Annotated in this window: 17 protein-coding genes; 1 reads left to right on the forward strand and 16 read right to left on the reverse strand. The window is 38.3% G+C overall.

Annotated features, from left to right (window positions below; genetic code table 11):
• Positions 1-63: 63 nt before the first annotated feature.
• Positions 64-120 carry a hypothetical protein gene (locus MKX67_RS15275; protein WP_233435382.1) on the forward strand — a complete coding sequence of 19 codons (57 nt, stop codon included), beginning with the start codon at positions 64-66 and terminating at the stop codon, positions 118-120.
• Between the two features lie 90 nt (positions 121-210).
• Here the strand turns inward: MKX67_RS15275 and MKX67_RS15280 are convergent, their stop codons facing one another.
• The 16 genes from MKX67_RS15280 to yqiS form a co-directional block, all read right to left on the reverse strand.
• A complete protein-coding gene (locus MKX67_RS15280; protein ID WP_307313732.1) occupies positions 211-708 on the reverse strand; it encodes a L,D-transpeptidase in 498 nt (165 codons plus the stop codon).
• A 34-nt stretch (positions 709-742) separates the two neighbouring features.
• Positions 743-1,738 (reverse strand): aromatic acid exporter family protein, encoded by a 996-nt coding sequence (locus MKX67_RS15285; RefSeq protein WP_224936034.1) that lies wholly within the window; start codon positions 1,736-1,738, stop codon positions 743-745.
• Between the two features lie 250 nt (positions 1,739-1,988).
• Positions 1,989-2,711, reverse strand: a complete 723-nt coding sequence (locus MKX67_RS15290) for an amino acid ABC transporter ATP-binding protein (protein WP_095372656.1) — start codon at positions 2,709-2,711, stop codon at positions 1,989-1,991.
• Positions 2,704-3,363, reverse strand: coding sequence for an amino acid ABC transporter permease (locus MKX67_RS15295; RefSeq protein WP_095372655.1), 660 nt, complete (start codon positions 3,361-3,363; stop codon positions 2,704-2,706). Before MKX67_RS15295 ends, MKX67_RS15290 begins: the two co-directional genes overlap by 8 nt.
• A 106-nt stretch (positions 3,364-3,469) precedes the next feature.
• Complete coding sequence (locus tag MKX67_RS15300; RefSeq protein ID WP_095372654.1) at positions 3,470-4,243, reverse strand: transporter substrate-binding domain-containing protein; 774 nt, start codon at positions 4,241-4,243, stop codon at positions 3,470-3,472.
• A gap of 303 nt (positions 4,244-4,546) precedes the next feature.
• On the reverse strand, positions 4,547-4,984 hold the full coding sequence (locus MKX67_RS15305) for a BrxA/BrxB family bacilliredoxin (RefSeq protein WP_307312956.1): 438 nt from the start codon (positions 4,982-4,984) through the stop codon (positions 4,547-4,549).
• Between the two features lie 245 nt (positions 4,985-5,229).
• Complete coding sequence (gene meaB / locus MKX67_RS15310; RefSeq protein WP_095372652.1) at positions 5,230-6,339, reverse strand: methylmalonyl Co-A mutase-associated GTPase MeaB; 1,110 nt, start codon at positions 6,337-6,339, stop codon at positions 5,230-5,232.
• A 1-nt stretch (position 6,340) separates the two neighbouring features.
• Positions 6,341-8,500, reverse strand: a complete 2,160-nt coding sequence (scpA, locus tag MKX67_RS15315) for a methylmalonyl-CoA mutase (RefSeq protein ID WP_307312954.1) — start codon at positions 8,498-8,500, stop codon at positions 6,341-6,343.
• Positions 8,497-10,266 carry a methylmalonyl-CoA mutase subunit beta gene (locus MKX67_RS15320; protein ID WP_342488427.1) on the reverse strand — a complete coding sequence of 590 codons (1,770 nt, stop codon included), beginning with the start codon at positions 10,264-10,266 and terminating at the stop codon, positions 8,497-8,499. Before MKX67_RS15320 ends, scpA begins: the two co-directional genes overlap by 4 nt.
• A 262-nt stretch (positions 10,267-10,528) precedes the next feature.
• Positions 10,529-11,848 (reverse strand): dihydrolipoamide acetyltransferase family protein, encoded by a 1,320-nt coding sequence (locus MKX67_RS15325; protein WP_095372649.1) that lies wholly within the window; start codon positions 11,846-11,848, stop codon positions 10,529-10,531.
• Positions 11,849-11,935: 87 nt separating this feature from the next.
• Positions 11,936-12,919, reverse strand: coding sequence for an alpha-ketoacid dehydrogenase subunit beta (locus MKX67_RS15330; protein WP_095372648.1), 984 nt, complete (start codon positions 12,917-12,919; stop codon positions 11,936-11,938).
• 17 nt (positions 12,920-12,936) lie between these two features.
• Positions 12,937-13,935: a thiamine pyrophosphate-dependent dehydrogenase E1 component subunit alpha gene (locus MKX67_RS15335; protein ID WP_095372647.1), complete on the reverse strand. Its 999-nt coding sequence runs from the start codon at positions 13,933-13,935 to the stop codon at positions 12,937-12,939.
• Positions 13,936-14,055: 120 nt separating this feature from the next.
• A complete protein-coding gene (gene lpdA / locus MKX67_RS15340) occupies positions 14,056-15,474 on the reverse strand; it encodes a dihydrolipoyl dehydrogenase (protein WP_095372646.1) in 1,419 nt (472 codons plus the stop codon).
• 22 nt (positions 15,475-15,496) lie between these two features.
• A complete protein-coding gene (buk, locus tag MKX67_RS15345) occupies positions 15,497-16,606 on the reverse strand; it encodes a butyrate kinase (protein WP_095372645.1) in 1,110 nt (369 codons plus the stop codon).
• A gap of 93 nt (positions 16,607-16,699) precedes the next feature.
• Entirely contained in the window at positions 16,700-17,797 is a 1,098-nt protein-coding gene (bcd, locus tag MKX67_RS15350) for a branched-chain amino acid dehydrogenase (RefSeq protein WP_095372644.1), read from the reverse strand.
• A 36-nt stretch (positions 17,798-17,833) separates the two neighbouring features.
• On the reverse strand, positions 17,834-18,736 hold the full coding sequence (gene yqiS / locus MKX67_RS15355) for a phosphate butyryltransferase (RefSeq protein ID WP_233435223.1): 903 nt from the start codon (positions 18,734-18,736) through the stop codon (positions 17,834-17,836).
• Positions 18,737-18,746 lie beyond the last annotated feature (10 nt).

The raw sequence follows: 18,746 nt of genomic DNA on the forward strand, positions 1-18,746 counted from the left end.
ACCACTCAAGGGAGAGGGTGAAAGAAATTGCCGAAAAAAACAATGAAGATCATAGTCTATTTGATGATTTTCGTTATGCTTGCATCAACACTTCTAATGGGTCTAACGATGTTCTTCTAATATAAAATTAAAAAAGCATGGAACTACTTGAAGCTTAACAAGAAAAAGGACGGCTCAGCACTCGGAAATTCCGAATGTTGAGCCGTCCTTTTATAACGCGCCATATTTTTTCGCTAATTGTTCTGTGGTTTCATCAGTTGAAACAATTAATATTTTCGTTCCAATAGGAATTCTCTCAAATAAAGCTTCAACATGGTCATTCTTCAGGCGAATACAACCATTAGAGACATAGTGACCTATCGAATCTGGGTCATTGGTGCCGTGAATGCCATAAATTCTGCCATCTGTCTCCTTCGCATCAAACCCCATCCAGCGTGTGCCTAACGGATTATTTTTCTTTCCTCCTGGAATGTCTTTTTTTCGATAATAAGGATTTTCCGCTTTTACTATAATTGTAAACATACCCTCTGGTGTTAAGCTATCAGTCTTTCCTGTAGCAACATGAACAACCTGTTGAACCTCCCTATTATCAATAAAAGTTAGCTCATTTGTGCGCTTATTTACAATCACGAAAGGATCTCCCGGTAACGGGTTTGGGCCAATGGGCCAAAGTGGAGAAATCATTAACACTAGAAAAAGATGACTCATCACATTTAGCAATAGAATCACATCCTTTTTCCCTTTATTGTTCTCCAGTGGCTGTATTTTGATACAAACTCTTGCTTCCTTTTAACCCCGCAAATTGACTTTTGATAAAGAGATATTCTTCCATTTCTTTAATAAAATAAAGTAAATCCGCGCGTGCTTCAAATTCTTCTCTTGTTTGTGGTAATGGCATTTCAGCGAATTGGGCCCGCATTTGTTGTAACTTATCGATGAAGAGACTGGCCGTGTTTCCTGGATGAATATGTTCGGATAAATCCTCTATAAAATCAGCTATCATCTCTGCTTGCTCAACATTTTCATCTATCGCTGTCACCACTGGCAAAACATGCTCAATGATTTCAAATTGTTTCTCTCTCATTTTGAAATAACTATAATAGAGACTCTCGTTCCTTAATACATGATTTTCCACTTCTCTGAATGCTAATGCTTTTGCTTCTTCAATTAATTGATACGTCTCCGTGATTTCCTTACCATCCCAAGTACTTTCATTTGTTCTTAAATATATGACAATCTCATCAAAAATCAGTTTGAAATTTTGTTCAATTTCTACTTGATATTCCTTTAATTTCACGTCAAGGCTAGGCATGTATAAATTGGCTAATAATGCAATTCCAACCCCAATGATAATAATTCCTACCTCATTTAAAATCAGTCCCACTGTCACTTGTTCAGCTGAATAAATATGTAGAATAATAACGGAACTTGTAACAATTCCATCGCTAGCTTTGAACATCACCGCTAATGGAATAAACACAAGTAAGACGATACCAATAACTAATGGATGATAGGCAAGTATTTCAAAGAGTAGAGACGCAACAAATATAGCAATGAAACACGCGAATATCCGATCCCATGAAGCACGCAAGGAATCTTTTTTTGTCACCTTCACACATAAAATTGTTAAAATACCGGCGGAGACATAATTCTCCAAACCAAGCATTTGCGCAATCATAATAGCAAGAGTTGCTCCGACTGCCGTTTTCACTGTTCTATAGCCTATTCTAAATTTCATCTTATTACTCCTCGTATGTTCATCATGCTAGTGCATTAAGAACGAATCAGTCTCGTATTCTAAAGCGAAATGTATCATTCAACATCCTTCATAACCATTCCCTACAAAATATATGATTATAACATATCAACCATTCATTTAACAGAGATTGTCCTCTCATCCCTCATACAATGCTATGTTTTATTATTATACAGTATTCACTTTTCAATAATGAAAAAAAGATGATCAGTTTGACCATCTTTTTCCGCTTTTATAATACTTTTTGTAAGAAATCTTGCGCACGCGAAGACTTAGGGTTGGAAAAGAATTCGTTAGGCGGGGCATCTTCTACTAGCACGCCACCATCTAGAAATAATACTCGATCCGCCACCTCACGCGCAAACCCCATTTCATGGGTAACAATAGCCATTGTCATACCTGAATGTGCGAGTGTTTTCATTACATCTAACACTTCTTTTACCATTTCAGGATCAAGTGCTGAGGTTGGTTCATCAAATAGCATAATTTCTGGATTCATCGCAAGTGCGCGAGCAATCGCTACCCGCTGCTTTTGACCCCCTGATAATTTGTTAGGATATTCCTGTGCTTTTATAGCTAATCCGACTTTTTCTAGTAATTTCATAGCGTTATTTTCCGCTTCTGATTTTGTTATTTTTTTTACCTTTAATGGTGCATAAGTTAAATTCTCCAACACGGTCATATGAGGGAATAAGTGGAAATGCTGAAACACCATCCCTACATTTTGTCGGACTTTTAATATATCTGTTTGTCGATCGGTAATATCCGCATCTTTAATCCATATCTTCCCGTTTGTTGGCTCTTCCAATTTATTAATACAACGCAAAAAAGTGGATTTACCTGAACCGGATGGACCAATAATAGCAACAACTTCACCATTATTTATCTGTGTTGAAATACCTTTTAGCACTTCATTCTTCCCGAAGGATTTATGCAATTTTTCCACTTTAATCACTGGATCTCAACCGCCCTTCAACTAGTTTGCCTAAGAATGTGAGTATCGTTACTAAGATATAGTAAATAATTCCGGCAAGAAGGAGTGGTTCCATAAATTGATACTGATTCGCTCCTACTTGATACGCTCGTCTCATCACATCCATTACCCCAATTGTCGTCACAAGAGCAGATTCTTTCGTTAATGTAATGAATTCATTCATAAGCGCAGGTAAAATATTCTTCATTGCTTGTGGGAGAATAATATTTACCATTGTCGGACGATACGGAACGCCTAAAGCCATTGCCGCTTCTTGCTGTCCTTTATCAATTGCTTGTATGCCTGCACGAATAATCTCAGAAATATAAGCGGCCGAGTTCAATGCAAATCCGATAATGGCTGCTGTTACACCCTCTATTTGAAAGCCTAGTACTTGTGGTGAGCCAAAATAAATAATCATCAATTGTAAAATTAATGGCGTACCTCTAAAAACGGAAGTATAAGCATTCGCTAACCAATTTAATAGCTTAATTTTACTAATCTTACATAAAGAAAGGATAATTCCTAATAAAAACCCTAAAATACCCGCTAAACAAACAATCTGTAGTGTGACACCGAGCCCTTGTAAAATGAAAGGTAGAGAAGGGAGGACAGAGGTAAAATCTAAATTCATATATTGCCATTCCTCTCAGTAATTAATATTTGAAATTCATTTGATCCACCCATTGAAGGGAAAAAACGCCCAGAAGGTTTTTTCCCTTCTGAACGTTGATTTGGGTTTACTGCTCAGAGAACCACTTTGTGATAATGTCCTCGATTTCCCCGTTATCAATCATTTCTTGTAAGGCTTTATTAAATTCTTCTGTTAGCTCACTACCTTTTGGTAAAGCAATCGCATAGCCGCCGTCAGCATCCTCAATCGTTACACCAGCTAAATCTTTCTCTTTTTCAAGAAAGCCTTGTGCAACTGTATCTTCAATAATGGCTGCTTCAAAGCGACCTGCTTTAATCTCTTGAATGATCTCAGGAATACGATTACGGCTTTCAACCTTCATATCTATCCCTTCAGCTAAATCATTTGCTTTTGTCTCTTGAATAGAACCTAATTGTACACCAACTGTTTTTCCTTCTAAATCTTCAGCTGTTTCAATACCGCTACCTTCTTTAGAGATAATCATATGTTTAGAAGTATAGTAGATTTCAGTAAAGTCAACATTCTCTTTTCTTTCATCCGTTGCAGACATGGCTGATGCAACAAAATCAACTTGTTCGGAGTTAAGTGCTTGAATCAGTCCACCAAAATCCATATCTTTAATTTCTAAATTGTATCCTAGCTTTTCAGTCACTGCTTTTGCGATATCAGCATCAATCCCAATAATTTCCTCTCCTTGTGCTGTATCGATATATTCAAATGGTGGATAATCAGCTGACGTACCCATTACTAATGTTTTTTTATCGTTATCGCCACCCGCTTCTTCACTTGATCCACATGCAGCTAAAAATCCTGCAATTAATACCAATAACGCACTTAAAAGTATCCATTGTTTCTTCACAATCTTTCCTCCTAAAAATTATATAGTATGAAAATAAATTTCGTTTTTAATCAATTAATATTTATTCATCTAGATGTATTTTAACACATTCACATGAATATGCAATGATATATTTGCATAATTATATTTTTATAATATTTTTTTGATTTTTCTAACTAATTTTCAGTATAAAGGAAGGAATTGTATATGAAAAGAAAAAGTTTACTAGTTTTCAATTCTCTATTAAAAAATGGTAGAAGTGTTAAATGCAAAAAAAGAATAACCGTACGGAACGGCTATTCTTTCCATGATAAAATTATGATATTATACTTCTTCACAATGTTCTTCGAATGATGCTTGAAGCTTTTGAACAACTGCCATTGGATCGTGTCCCTCAATATCATGGCGTTCAACCATCGTAATAATTTCTCCATCTTTTAACAAAGCAAAGGAAGGTGAAGATGGTGGAAAACCTGTGAAATATGAACGTGCTTCAGCAGTTGCTTCTTTATCCTGACCAGCAAATACTGTTACTAAATGATCAGGGCGCTTATCATAATGAATAGAGTGTGCTGCAGCAGGACGAGCAATTCCCCCTGCACACCCACAAACAGAGTTAACCATTACGAGCGTTGTTCCTTTTTTATCTAATGCTTGTTTCACATCGTCTGCTGTTCTTAACTCTGTATATCCTGCATGAACGATTTCTTTACGAGCTTGTTGCACAACATCATTCATAAACAAATTAAAATCCATACTCATGATTTCATTCCCCCTAAAGAATAATTAGGATCAAAGTGTCCTTATACGTTTTATTCGTTTACGTATAATTATATCATACCAAGGTCGTGAGTTTTTTTACAGTATAGAAACTTTTATCTTTTAGTTTTAAAAGAAAAACTTTGGGGTAACATACAATATATAACCCTCCCCCTGGGTGTTCCTGCTAGTAAAGCAGGCTTTTATATACTAGAACTGCCCCTATCACGGTGAAGGGGCAGCTTTTTTTATTCTCTTGTATACCGCCTAAAAAGTTCCTCGACAACCGCTGTTACGGTTCGGTTACCTGCAATCACATCATTTTCAATTTTAGGCAGCATTTCTTTCACGACAGGTGAACCAAAAAAACGATAATGAAGTTGATCTGTGATCATGGAATAAATCCATTCTTTCGCTTGTTCTCTTCTTCTCTGCTCGAAGACACCAGAAGTTTGTGTATTGGCAATAAATTGTTGAATTACTTCCCACACTTCTTTTATACCTTCTTCATAAAGGGAAGAACAAACATAAGCCCTAGATGGCCATCCTTTCGTTGCAGGTTGAAGGAAATGAAGAATCTTTTCATATTCAGCTTTCGTTTTTTTGGCTGCATGTTTATTTTCCCCATCTGCTTTATTAACGATAATCGTGTCTGCTAACTCCATAATTCCTTTTTTCATTCCTTGCAGTTCGTCACCAGCTCCAGTTAAAACAAGGAGCATGAAGAAATCAACCATATCACGTACAATCACTTCGCTTTGACCAACACCGACCGTTTCCACTAAGATGACATCAAAACCAGCCGCTTCACATAAGATCATCGTTTCTCTTGTTTTGCGATGGACACCACCTAGTTTTCCTGATGTTGGTGATGGACGGATAAATGCGAGAGGATTTCTGGCGAGTTGCTCCATTCTCGTTTTATCACCAAGAATACTACCACCACTTAATTTTGAACTAGGATCAACAGCCAAAACAGCTACTTTTGCCCCTAACTCATTACATAAATACGAACCAAAAGATTCTATAAAAGTACTTTTCCCTGCACCAGGCACCCCAGTAATGCCAATACGAATAGATTGATTCGCATGTGGTAAAACTCTATGCAATAACTCTTGAGCTCCTTGAAAATGATGCTCAGCATTACTCTCTATTAAAGTAATGGCACGAGCAAGTGCACTTCGGTTACCTTCTAATAAGCCTTTTTCCAGTTCATCAATGGGTGGAGAGGTTTCTTTTTTCTTTTTAAAGTTACTTCCTCTTGTCAGAGACGAAAAACTGGATGAGAAGTCACCAGCCTGAACAGAATCTGTAAAAGCTTCATTAGACGGCCTTCCACGCTTCTTATATGTGTCCATATTAATTCGTCACTTCCTCATAGCCTAAACGATGATAAATCTCTCTTATTACCTTTTGCGCAGCCACTGGAATCACTGTTCCTGGTCCAAAGATAGCTGATGCACCATTAGCAAGCAAATACTCATAATCTTGCGGTGGAATTACGCCTCCTACGACAACTAAAATATCTTCACGCCCTAGCTTTTTTAACTCAGCCACTAATTGTGGTAACAATGTTTTATGACCAGCAGCAAGAGAACTAAACCCAACCACATGCACGTCATTTTCGACTGCTTGAATCGCTGTTTCCTCTGGCGTTTGAAAAAGTGGTCCAATGTCCACATCAAACCCTAAATCTGCAAAGGCTGTAGAAATGACTTTCGCTCCTCTATCATGTCCATCCTGTCCCATTTTAGCAATTAAAATACGAGGTCTTCTCCCCTCATTTTCTAAAAATTCATCAGCCATTGCCTTTACTTCATTAATTTCCTCTTCATTAGAAAAATGGGAGCTATATACACCACTAATAGAGCGAATCATCGCTTTATGTCGTTTAGCTACCAATTCAATACTATCAGAAATTTCTCCTAAAGATGCCCGCACTCGTGCCGCCTGAACGGATAAAGCTAAAAGATTCCCTTCACCTGTCTCAGCTGCTCTCGTAATAGCTGCAAGCGCTTCTTTCACCTTATCTTCATCTCTTGTCGCTCTTAAATGCTCTAAGCGTTCTATTTGCTTTAACCGCACTGCAGTATTATCAATATTTAGAATATCTAGAGGCTCCTCCTGCTCAAGCCGGTATTTATTTACACCAATGATTGTTTCTTTATTCGAATCTATCTGTGCTTGCCTTCTTGCAGCCGCCTCCTCAATCCTCATTTTTGGTAATCCTGTTTCAATCGCTTTAGCCATTCCGCCAAGTTCTTCAATTTCCTCAATATGCGCCCAAGCTTTCTCTACCAACTCATTTGTTAGACTTTCTACATAATAAGAACCGCCCCAAGGATCGATTACATTGGTTATGCCTGTTTCCTCTTGTAAAAATAACTGTGTATTGCGCGCAATCCTTGCTGAGAAATCGGTTGGTAAGGCAATCGCTTCATCTAGTGCATTTGTGTGTAGTGACTGTGTATGTCCCATCGCTGCTGCATGCGCTTCTATCAAAGTTCTTGTCACATTATTGTATGGATCTTGTTCTGTTAAACTCCAACCGGAAGTTTGCGAGTGTGTTCTTAACGCCATCGATTTCGGATTTTTTGGTGCAAAGTTTTTCATCATCTTTGCCCATATAAGTCTAGCCGCTCTCATCTTTGCCACTTCCATAAAATAGTTCATCCCAATTGCCCAAAAAAAGGACAATCTAGGAGCAAAAGAATCGATATCAATCCCTGCTTTCATCCCTGTACGCACATATTCAAGTCCATCTGCGAGCGTGTATGCTAATTCTATATCTGCCGGCGCACCTGCTTCTTGCATGTGATAACCAGATATACTGATACTATTAAATTTAGGCATATAATGTGACGTATACTCAAATATGTCTGCAATGATTTTCATTGACATATCGGGTGGGTAAATATAGGTGTTTCTCACCATATACTCTTTAAGGATATCGTTTTGAATCGTCCCCGCAAGCTTTTCCTGGCTCACTCCCTGCTCTTCAGCCGTGACAATATAGAACGCCATAATCGGTAAAACTGCTCCATTCATTGTCATGGAGACTGACATTTGGTCTAAAGGAATGCCATCAAACAATATTTTCATATCTAAAATACTATCAATGGCTACGCCTGCTTTTCCGACATCGCCAACCACTCGCGGATGATCGGAATCATAGCCACGATGTGTAGCAAGATCGAAAGCGACTGAAAGTCCTTTTTGCCCCATCGCTAAATTACGACGATAGAACGCATTACTTTCTTCCGCTGTTGAAAACCCAGCATATTGCCTAACAGTCCAAGGTCGATTAACATACATCGTTGGATATGGACCTCGTGTGTAAGGTGCGATTCCTGGCATATCATCAAGATGTTCCATCGACGTTAGATCATTATGGGAATAAATTGATTTAATATTTATACTTTCATTTGTTTCAAACACATCATGATGGATTTTATCAGGATGTTGCGCTTTGTCACCCTCATCAAATAATTTCACTTTCGTAAAATCAGGTTTGGTCATTTCACTTCACCCTCCCAATCTTCCACAATAGTGCTTAGTATATGGTAGCAATCACTTTTCATATGGAGGAACTCGGTGATGCCCGCCTCTTTCCAACATTTTTGTTCCTCTACTGTAGGATGACCAGCCAAATATAGTTTAAATATGCTTTGTTTCTCTGTCATTACTAACTTCACAGCAGTTAAAAGATCATCATCATATTGATCGTTTGCACCACAAATCACGTAATGAGATAAAGGATTATTTTCTATTTGTTCCTTTAGGTTCTCTGTATGCATAATTGGTATAAAATGAGAACGAATACCACCTGGAGCTAAAAAGCCGGTTACAAAATCCATACGCGGCTTATGCTTTTTTAAATCTCCAAGACATAATAAGCCCACCTGAATATCAACGCTACTCGCCTTCATCATTTCTACTTGATAGCGCAGCTTTTCATATGGAATGGATAAACGGTTGCCTAGGGTCACTGCATTCTGCAGCGGTGATTCATCTAAATTCGCATATTTGTTCGTGCCAACAATACTTTGCTTTCGCGTATAAATATCAGCTAACCGCTTTTTTTGCACTTGCGTAATCTGTTCTTGAATCCAACCTGTCTCTATGGCAACTTCCATACCACCTTGATCTTCTATTGCTAAAAATAAATCCCAAGCTCTTTCAGCAATTTGATTCGTGATTGATTCAATATAATAAGACCCTCCTGCCGGATCAATGACTTTATTTAGATGCGCTTCTTCCCTTAAAATCAATTGGGTATTTCGAGCAATTCGATTCGCAGTAAAAGAGGAGGCTTCACTAGGTTCATCAAATGGTGACACGTGTAAATAATTGATCCCACCTAGTATGGCTGCAAAGGCCTCATTCCCTGCCCGTAAAAGATTGACATAGGGGTCGTACAATGTTTTTGTAAATGGTGAAGTTTGAGCAGAAATGGTCATGTTCATTAGCTTCTCATTTAGTCCGTATGCTTCTAAAACTTTAGACCATAGGATTTTTGCCGCTCTTAATTTACTGATTTCCGTAAAAAACTGAGCGCCAATGGAAAAATGAAATACGACCTTATCTACTATTTCTTCTATAGAGAAGTCTTCGCTGAGCAAGCGCTCAATATGAGAAACAGCAGAAGCAATGGCAATTGCCAGTTCTTGAATAGCATTTGCACCTAGTTCATGATATATGGTCGTATGAATTAAAATGGTTTTTAGCTTAGGTGAGGACTTTTTCGCATGTACAATTGCTTCTAACCAATCATTATCGTAACCTTTACTATTATTCATTAAACTGGCTAACGGATCTTTCCCAATAAACCCCTTCGAATTTTGCTGACCAATCGTTTTGTATAAATCTAGTGAAGAATTTTCCGTCATTAAACAAAATGGATATTCTTCTAAGCCTTCAACAATCGCTGCTACTTCTGAAAGCTTGTAAAGATCAGGGTTAAATGAAATGGCTGATTGCCCTTTATTTAATTCTTCTAATAATTGTTTTTTCATTTCTTTTGCCGATGTAGAAGAAAGCCGTTGCGAGACGTTCCATGGTTCTTCAAAATATCCTGAAGAGGTATATCCTCGACGAAAGTCTGAACTTCCTGGAAGTGGATTTTGGATAGGTGATGGTAAATCTTCTCGTGAATAAAGCGGTTTCAATTTAATCCCTTCATAAGTGACTGTTGATAAACGATCGATGGACCCACCCTTTAATGATTCCTCTGCTTTCTCCTGCCAATCGCGTAAAGTCGGCTTTGTAAATGTCTCATTTTTCATTTTATTTAAATTCATAAAATATCTGTCTAAAAAGACAGGACCTCCCCTCATCATAGCGATCAAAACATTAATAAAATTCTAATAAATCTTAATTTTATTGTAGTATAGATAGGAAAAAGCTGCAATCTTTTGTAGAATTCCATCAATTTATCATCTAGAAATACTTTATTTATGGGGTAATTTATTGTGTTTCTTGAAACTTGATATTTATTTTCATAAAAAAAAGAGAGGCGAATGGCCTCTCTTTTTTTACGATCACTTCTTAGTATACAGATGTATTTTCTTTAGAAGTATTTTCAAGAATTTCTCTTACACGTTGCATGAATTGACCACATACTAATCCGTCTAGTACACGGTGGTCAAGTGACATACAAAGGTTAACCATGTCACGAACAGCAATCATACCGTTGTCCATAACAACTGGACGCTTCACAATAGATTCTACTTGAAGAATCGCTGCTTGAGGGTGGTTGATGATGCCCATTGATTGAACAGAACCGAATGAACCAGTGTTATTTACAGTGAATGTACCACCAGACATATCAGCACCTGTTAATTTACCAGCACGTACTTTACCAGCTAACTCACCGATTTCACGCGCAATACCTTTGATTGTTTTTTCATCAGCATTTTTGATAACTGGTGTATAAAGAGCGTCTTGAGTTGCTACTGCAATATTCAAGTTGATGTCTTTTTTACGTACAATTTTGTCGCCAGCCCACATAGAGTTGATTTGTGGATATTCTTTAAGTGCTTGCGCAACTGCTTTTACGAAGAAAGCAAAGAATGTAAGGTTGAAGCCTTCTTTCTTCTTGAACTCACCTTTAATTGAGTTACGATACTCAACAAGATTTGTTACGTCTACTTCCATCATTGTCCAACCATGAGGAGCCTCATGTTTGCTCTTAAGCATGTTAGCTGCAATTGCTTTACGTACACCAGTCACAGGAATTTCTTCATCTCCTGGTACAACTGGTACATTTGTGCCTGCTGCTTTTGCTGGTTTAGAAGCTGCCGCTTTTGGTGCTTCTTGCTTAGGTGCTTCTGCTTTTGCTGGTGCTTCTGCTTTTGGTGCATTATCAGCAGTTGGAATATTACCAGACTCAATAATTTTGTTTAAATCTTTACGTGTGATTCTTCCGCCTGCTCCAGTACCAGCTACTTGGCTAAGGTCAATGCCATGCTCTTGAGAAAGCTTAAGTACAGCTGGAGAATAACGTCCACCTTTAGGTGCATCTGCTGCAGGTGTAGAAGCGACTGATTTGCTTTCTGATTTTGGCGCTTCTTCTTTTGCTGGTGCAGAAGTTTCTTCAGAAGCTTGGGGCTCGCTGCTTCCGCCACCTTCAGTTTCAATTGTTAAAATGACTTCTCCTACTTCATATGTGCCGTCTTCTTCGGCAATTAGCTCTTTAATTACTCCATCAAAAGATGAAGGAACCTCAGCATTTACTTTATCAGTCATTACTTCTGCAAGTGGATCGTACTTATTTACTTTATCTCCAACAGATACTAACCATTTACTAATTGTACCTTCTGTTACACTTTCACCTAATTGAGGCATTTTTATTTGTTCGATAGCCATTATTAAAGTGACCTCCTTATTACTTATCAACATCTATTTGGAATGTGGCAAAAAGAGTCGGATTTCCGCTCTCATTGCCACTTTTGATTAATATTCAGCTAATTCTCTCATTGCTTTTTCTACTTTATCCGGGTTAACCATGAAGAATTTCTCCATTGTTGGTGCATATGGCATTGCTGGTACATCTGGACCTGCAAGGCGCATAATTGGTGCATCTAAGTCAAATAGGCAGTTCTCAGCAATAATCGATCCTACTTCACCCATAATGCTTCCTTCTTTTGTATCTTCTGTAAGAAGAAGGACTTTACCCGTTTTAGAAGCTGCTTCGATAATCGCTTCTTTATCTAATGGATAAACCGTACGTAAGTCTAAAATATGAGCAGAGATACCATCTTTCGCTAGTTTTTCTGCTGCTTGAAGAGCAAAGTGTACGCATAATCCGTAAGTGATGATTGTAATATCTTCACCTTCACGTTTAACGTCAGCTTTACCAATTGGAAGTACATAATCATCTTCAGGTACTTCACCTTTAATTAAACGGTAAGCACGTTTATGCTCGAAGAACATAACAGGATCGTCATCACGAATCGCTGCTTTTAAAAGTCCTTTTGCGTCGTATGGTGTAGAAGGCATAACAATTTTTAAACCTGGTTGGTTTGCAAATACAGCTTCTACTGATTGAGAGTGATAAAGGGCACCATGGACACCGCCACCATATGGTGCACGAATAACCATTGGAGCACTCCAGTCGTTATTTGAACGGTAACGAACTTTTGCTGCTTCTGAAATAATTTGGTTGACAGCAGGCATGATGAAATCAGCAAATTGCATTTCTGCGATAGGACGCATACCGTACATTGCCGCACCAACACCAACACCAGCGATTGCAGATTCTGCAAGTGGTGTATCTAGCACACGGTCTTCACCAAATTTTTCATATAAGCCGTTTGTCGCTCTGAAAACTCCACCTTTACGACCAACGTCTTCTCCTAGTACAAATACTTTTGGGTCTCTTTCCATTTCTTCGCGCATCGCTAAAGTGATCGCGTCAATATAAGACATTACTGCCATGTGTTATTCCCCCCTACTTATTCTGCGTACACATATTTCAATGCATCTTCTGCATCTGCATATGGTGCATTTTCAGCATAATCAGTTGCTTCATTCACGATTTTCATAATACGATCGTTCATTTCTTTTTCTTTTTCATCATCGAAAAGACCAATTTCTTTTAAGTAGGCTGCAAAAGTAATAATCGAATCTTTTTCTTTCGCTGCATCTACTTCTTCACGATCACGGTAGCTGCGATCATCATCATCAGAAGAGTGTGGAGTTAAACGATAAGAAACTGTTTCAACTAATGTAGGACCTTCACCTTTACGTCCACGATCAGCTGCTTCTTTAACTGCTTGGTACACTGCTAATGGATCGTTACCATCTACAGTTACACCAGGCATACCGTAACCGATTGCACGATCTGATACTTTCTCACATGCCAATTGTTTTTCAATTGGTACAGAGATCGCATACTTATTATTTTCACACATGAAAATAACTGGTAATTTATGAACACCTGCAAAGTTTGCTCCTTCGTGGAAATCTCCTTGGTTAGAAGAACCTTCACCGAAAGTAACAAATGTACAAAGATCTTTATTTTCCATTTTCCCAGCAAGTGCAATACCTACTGCGTGAGGAACTTGTGTTGTAACTGGAGAAGAACCTGTTACGATACGGTTTTTCTTTTGCCCAAAGTGACCTGGCATTTGACGGCCACCTGAGTTTGGATCTTCCGCTTTAGCGAATGCTGATAACATTAATTCTTTCGCAGTCATACCGAATGCAAGAACAACACCCATGTCACGATAATATGGAAGGGCATAATCTTTCTCTCTGTCTAATGCAAAAGATGCACCTACTTGCGCAGCCTCTTGTCCTTGACATGAAATAACGAAAGGAATTTTACCTGCACGGTTTAAAAGCCACATACGCTCGTCAATACGGCGTGCTAAAAGCATGGTTTCATACATTTCTAATACTTGCTCATCACTTAAACCTAAAGCTTTATGACGATTTTTAGTTTTACCCATTTCAAAACCTCCTAAATATATATAGAAGAACGTGGAACGCTCTTATATTCTCCACTTAATGAAGTGAGGCTTCTAGATTTCCAACAAAATCTAGAAGTCCACTTTAATAAATCCTAACGCTTATCCGTGAATTGCTTTTCCGTCTACTGCTAATGCAGCTTCTCCGATTGCTTCAGATAAAGTTGGGTGAGGGTGAATTGTATGTGCTACTTCCCAAGGTGTAGCATCTAATACTTTTGCAAGACCTGCTTCAGAAATCATATCTGTCACATGTGGTCCAATCATGTGTACACCTAAGATGTCATTTGTCTCTTCGTCAGCAATAATTTTAACAAAGCCGTCAGACTCACCGAATACAAGCGCTTTACCAATCGCACGGAACATGAATTTACCGACTTTCACTTTATAGCCTTGTTCCTTCGCTTGATCTTCTGTGATACCTACACTTGCAGCTTCTGGTGAAGAATAGATACATTTAGAAATAAGATCATAATCCATTGGCTCTGGATTTTGGTCTGCGATATGTTCTACTGCATGAATACCTTCATGTGAAGCAACATGTGCAAGTTGAAGTCCACCAATTACATCACCAATTGCATAAATATGAGACTCTTTTGTTTGGTAATGCTCGTTCACAACGATGCTTCCTTTTTCTACTTGAATATCAGTATTTTCAAGACCAATACCTTCAGTATTTGCTTGACGACCTACAGATACAAGAAGCTTTTCAGCTGTGAATTCTTTTGTTTCGCCTTTTACTTCAGCAGAAACCGTTACACCGCCATCTTGTTTCAATGTTTCAGGAAGTACTTTCGCTTTAGTAACGATATTTACGCCACGTTTTTTCAGTAGACGTTGCATTTCCTTACTTACATCCTTATCTTCAGTAGGGATAATACGGTCAGCAAATTCTAGTACAGTTACTTCTGCACCGAAATCAGCAAGCATAGAAGCCCACTCGATACCGATTACACCGCCACCAACGATAATAATTGACTTAGGAATTTCCTCCATCGATAATGCTTCATCAGAAGTCATTACATTTCCGCCAACTTCTAAACCAGGTAATGTTCTTGGACGAGAACCTGTTGCCACAATAACATTTTTAGGTACAAGCATTTCATTCTCATCACCATTATTCATTTCAACAGAAATTGTTCCTGCTGTTGGAGAGAAGATGGATGGTCCTAAAATACGTCCAAAACCGTCGTATACATCAATTTTTCCTTGCTTCATAAGGTGTTGAACACCTTTATGCAATTGATCAACAATTTTGCCTTTTCTCTCTTGCACTTTTGCAAAGTTTACTGATACTTCGCCAGTAGAAATACCGAACTCATCACTATTCTTAGCAGTCGCAAAAACTTCCGCACTTCTTAGCAATGCTTTACTTGGGATACAACCTTTATGAAGGCAAGTACCGCCAAGATTTCCTTTTTCTACTAACGCTGTTTTAAGACCAAGTTGAGAAGCACGAATAGCAGCTACATAACCACCAGTACCTCCGCCAAGAATGACTAAATCATATTCTTGTGCCATTAATAAACCCTCCTATTACTACTTACTTAACTGTTGTTGTATTTAATTCATCAATAGAGTAATTCTTAGCTTCTTCTTCGCCACGAAGAACACGAAGTGCACCTTCTGCAAGCGCTTGAAGTTCATCTTCACCAGGTTCAATGATGACATCTGCAATCCAGTTAACATAGCTTGAAATATCATTTACAAATGCTTTCCCATAAGCTAGTCCACCTGTTAAAATGATCGCGTCTACTTTACCTTTTAATACCGCACTTGCAGTACCAATTTCTTTTGCAATTTGGTAACCCATCGCATCGTAAACGAGCTTCGCTTTTTCATCGCCAGCTTCAATCATTTTTTCCACTTTAACAGCATCGTTCGTACCAAGGTAACCTACAAGTCCACCTTCACCAACTAACATGCTCATGATTTCTTCACGGTAATATTCACCAGAGAAGCACATATCAATAAGGTCGCCAGCTGGAACAGTTCCTGCACGTTCAGGACTGAATGGCCCTTCACCATGAAGTGCATTATTCACATCAATTACACGGCCTTTTTCATGAGCACCAACAGAAACTCCGCCACCCATATGTGTAACAATTAAGTTTAAGTCTTCGTATTTCTTACCTAATTTTTTTGATACTCTTCTTGCTACTGCCTTTTGATTTAATGCATGGAATATGCTTGTTTTATCAATTTGTGGGAAACCAGTAACGCGGGCGATCGGTGCTAATTCATCAACAACAACCGGATCGACAATAAAGGAAGGAATATTTAGACCTGAAGCAATTTCGTAAGCCAAAATCCCACCTAAATTGGATGCGTGCTGACCAGCATAACCAACTTTTAAGTCCTCAATCATCTCTTTATTAACCGCATAAGTACCACCAGGAATTGGGCGTAAAAGTCCTCCGCGACCGACTACTGCGCTTAGTTTTGAAATGTTAATTCCTTCAGCGTCTAAAGTTTCTAAAATAGCGTTTTTACGGAATTCATATTGATCGAAAATTGTTTTAAACTTTTTAATCTCGTCTGTATCATGTCTTAATGTTTTTTCAAACACAGAACTATCATTATCGAAAACACCGATCTTCGTTGAAGTAGATCCTGGGTTGATGACGAGCATTCTCTTGATTTGATCTTGCACAACAGACCCTCCATTATTTATCCATTTTTGAAATTACATAAGGAAATAGCTAGCGCCTTATGAAGGCGCTCGCCACTTCAATATGAACCATAATTACTTACGGCGGCTTAAGATGTGATGACCATTTTGAAGGAATGTGCTGCGAGATTGTTTCATTGTCGCAATTCTTTCTTCTGCCATACGGTCAGCAGCTTTATAAGTTGGGATATTTTCTTCTTTAGAAATTTGCATAATACGGTCAATTGTATCGTATAGACCTTCAACTTTTTTCATTGCACGTTCAGCATTGTAACCATAAAGTTCGTCAGCAACGTTAATAACACCACCAGCATTGATTACATAGTCAGGAGCGTATACGATACCCATTTCGTGGATTTGATCGCCATGACGTTCTTCTTTTAATTGGTTGTTAGCAGAACCTGCGATTACTTTTGCTTTAAGTTGTGGAATTGTATCATCATTTACAGTTGCACCTAATGCACATGGGGCATAGATATCACATTCAACACCATAAATGTCATTAATTCCTACTGCTTCTGCACCGAAATCATCAACTGCACGTTGAACAGCTTCTTTGTTAATATCAGTTACGATTAATTTTGCTCCTTCTTCATGAAGGTGTTTACATAAGTGATATGCAACATTACCTACACCTTGAACAGCAATTGTTTTACCTTCAAGAGAGTCAGTTCCGAATGCTGCTTTTGCTGCTGCTTTCATACCTACGTACACACCGTAAGCAGTTACAGGAGAAGGATTACCAGAAGAACCAAATGCTGGAGAAATACCAGTTACATAATCAGTTTCTTCATGAATTAAGTCCATATCAGCTACAGTTGTACCAACATCCTCTGCAGTGATATAACGTCCGTTAAGACCTTGAATATATCGTCCGAAAGCACGGAATAATGCTTCATTTTTATCTTTCTTAGGATCACCGATGATAACTGTTTTACCGCCACCAAGGTTAAGTCCAGCTGCAGCATTTTTATAAGTCATACCTTTCGCAAGACGAAGAGCATCTTCAATCGCTGCTTCTTCTGACTCATAAGTCCACATACGTGTTCCGCCTAATGCAGGTCCTAAAGTTGTATCATGAATAGCGATGATTGCTTTTAATCCTGATTCTTTATCTTGGCAAATAACGACTTGTTCGTAATCATATTTCTCTAGATATTTAAAAATTTCCATGTTTGTAAATCCTCCTTGTTTTTAAAAGAAAATATATTATTTAGCAGAGCAAATAGCTAAAGCAAGTGAATATAATTTACTCTCTGCTGAGTCTGCTCTGGAAGTTAAAACGATTGGTGCTTTTGCACCTGCAATCACTGCACCAACTTTTGCTTGAGCAAAGTAGATCAATGATTTGTATAAAGCATTTCCAACTTCAATAGTAGGCACAAGTAAGATATCTGCTTGTCCAGCAACATCACTTGTAATACCTTTATGCTCAGCAGCTTCAATAGAAACTGCATTATCAAGTGCTAAAGGTCCATCAACGATGCAGCCTTTAATTTGACCACGTTGATTCATTTGCGTTAATGCCGCTGCATCTAATGTTGCTTGCATATTTGGGTTTACTACCTCAACCGCAGCAATTGGTGCAACTTTAGGCATTTCCACCCCGATACTCTTAGCAATACCTACTGCATTTGCTGTTATTTGCGCTTTTTGACTTAAATCAGGCGCAATGTTCATCGCAGCATCAGTGACAATCGTAAATTTGTCAAAGTTAGGAACTTCAAAAACAGCAACATGTGAAAGAACGCTACCAGTTCTCAAGCCATATTCTTTGTTAAGTACGGCTTTTAGAATAACTGCTGTAGGAACATTTCCTTTCATAAGTACGCTTGCTTTTTTTTCTTTGACAGATTTAACCGCCATTTCAGCAGCTAAAGCAGCTGTTTCAGCATGCATAATTGTTAGGTGGTCGCTACTAGCGACATCTGCATGGTTTGCATTCAGTATTTGCGTAATCTTTTCAGAGTTACCGAATAATAGAAAGCTTGCCATGTTCTTCTTTAGTGCACCAGCTACAGCTTCTAAGACTTCTTCGTCTTCTGCTGCGGCAACTGCAACTACATTGCCTTCATATTGGGTTGCTTTCTCTATAAGCGAATCCAATTTCATCTGTCTCAAC

Source organism: Cytobacillus sp. FSL W7-1323, from assembly GCF_038595015.1.
Lineage (GTDB): Bacteria > Bacillota > Bacilli > Bacillales > Cytobacillaceae > Cytobacillus > Cytobacillus kochii.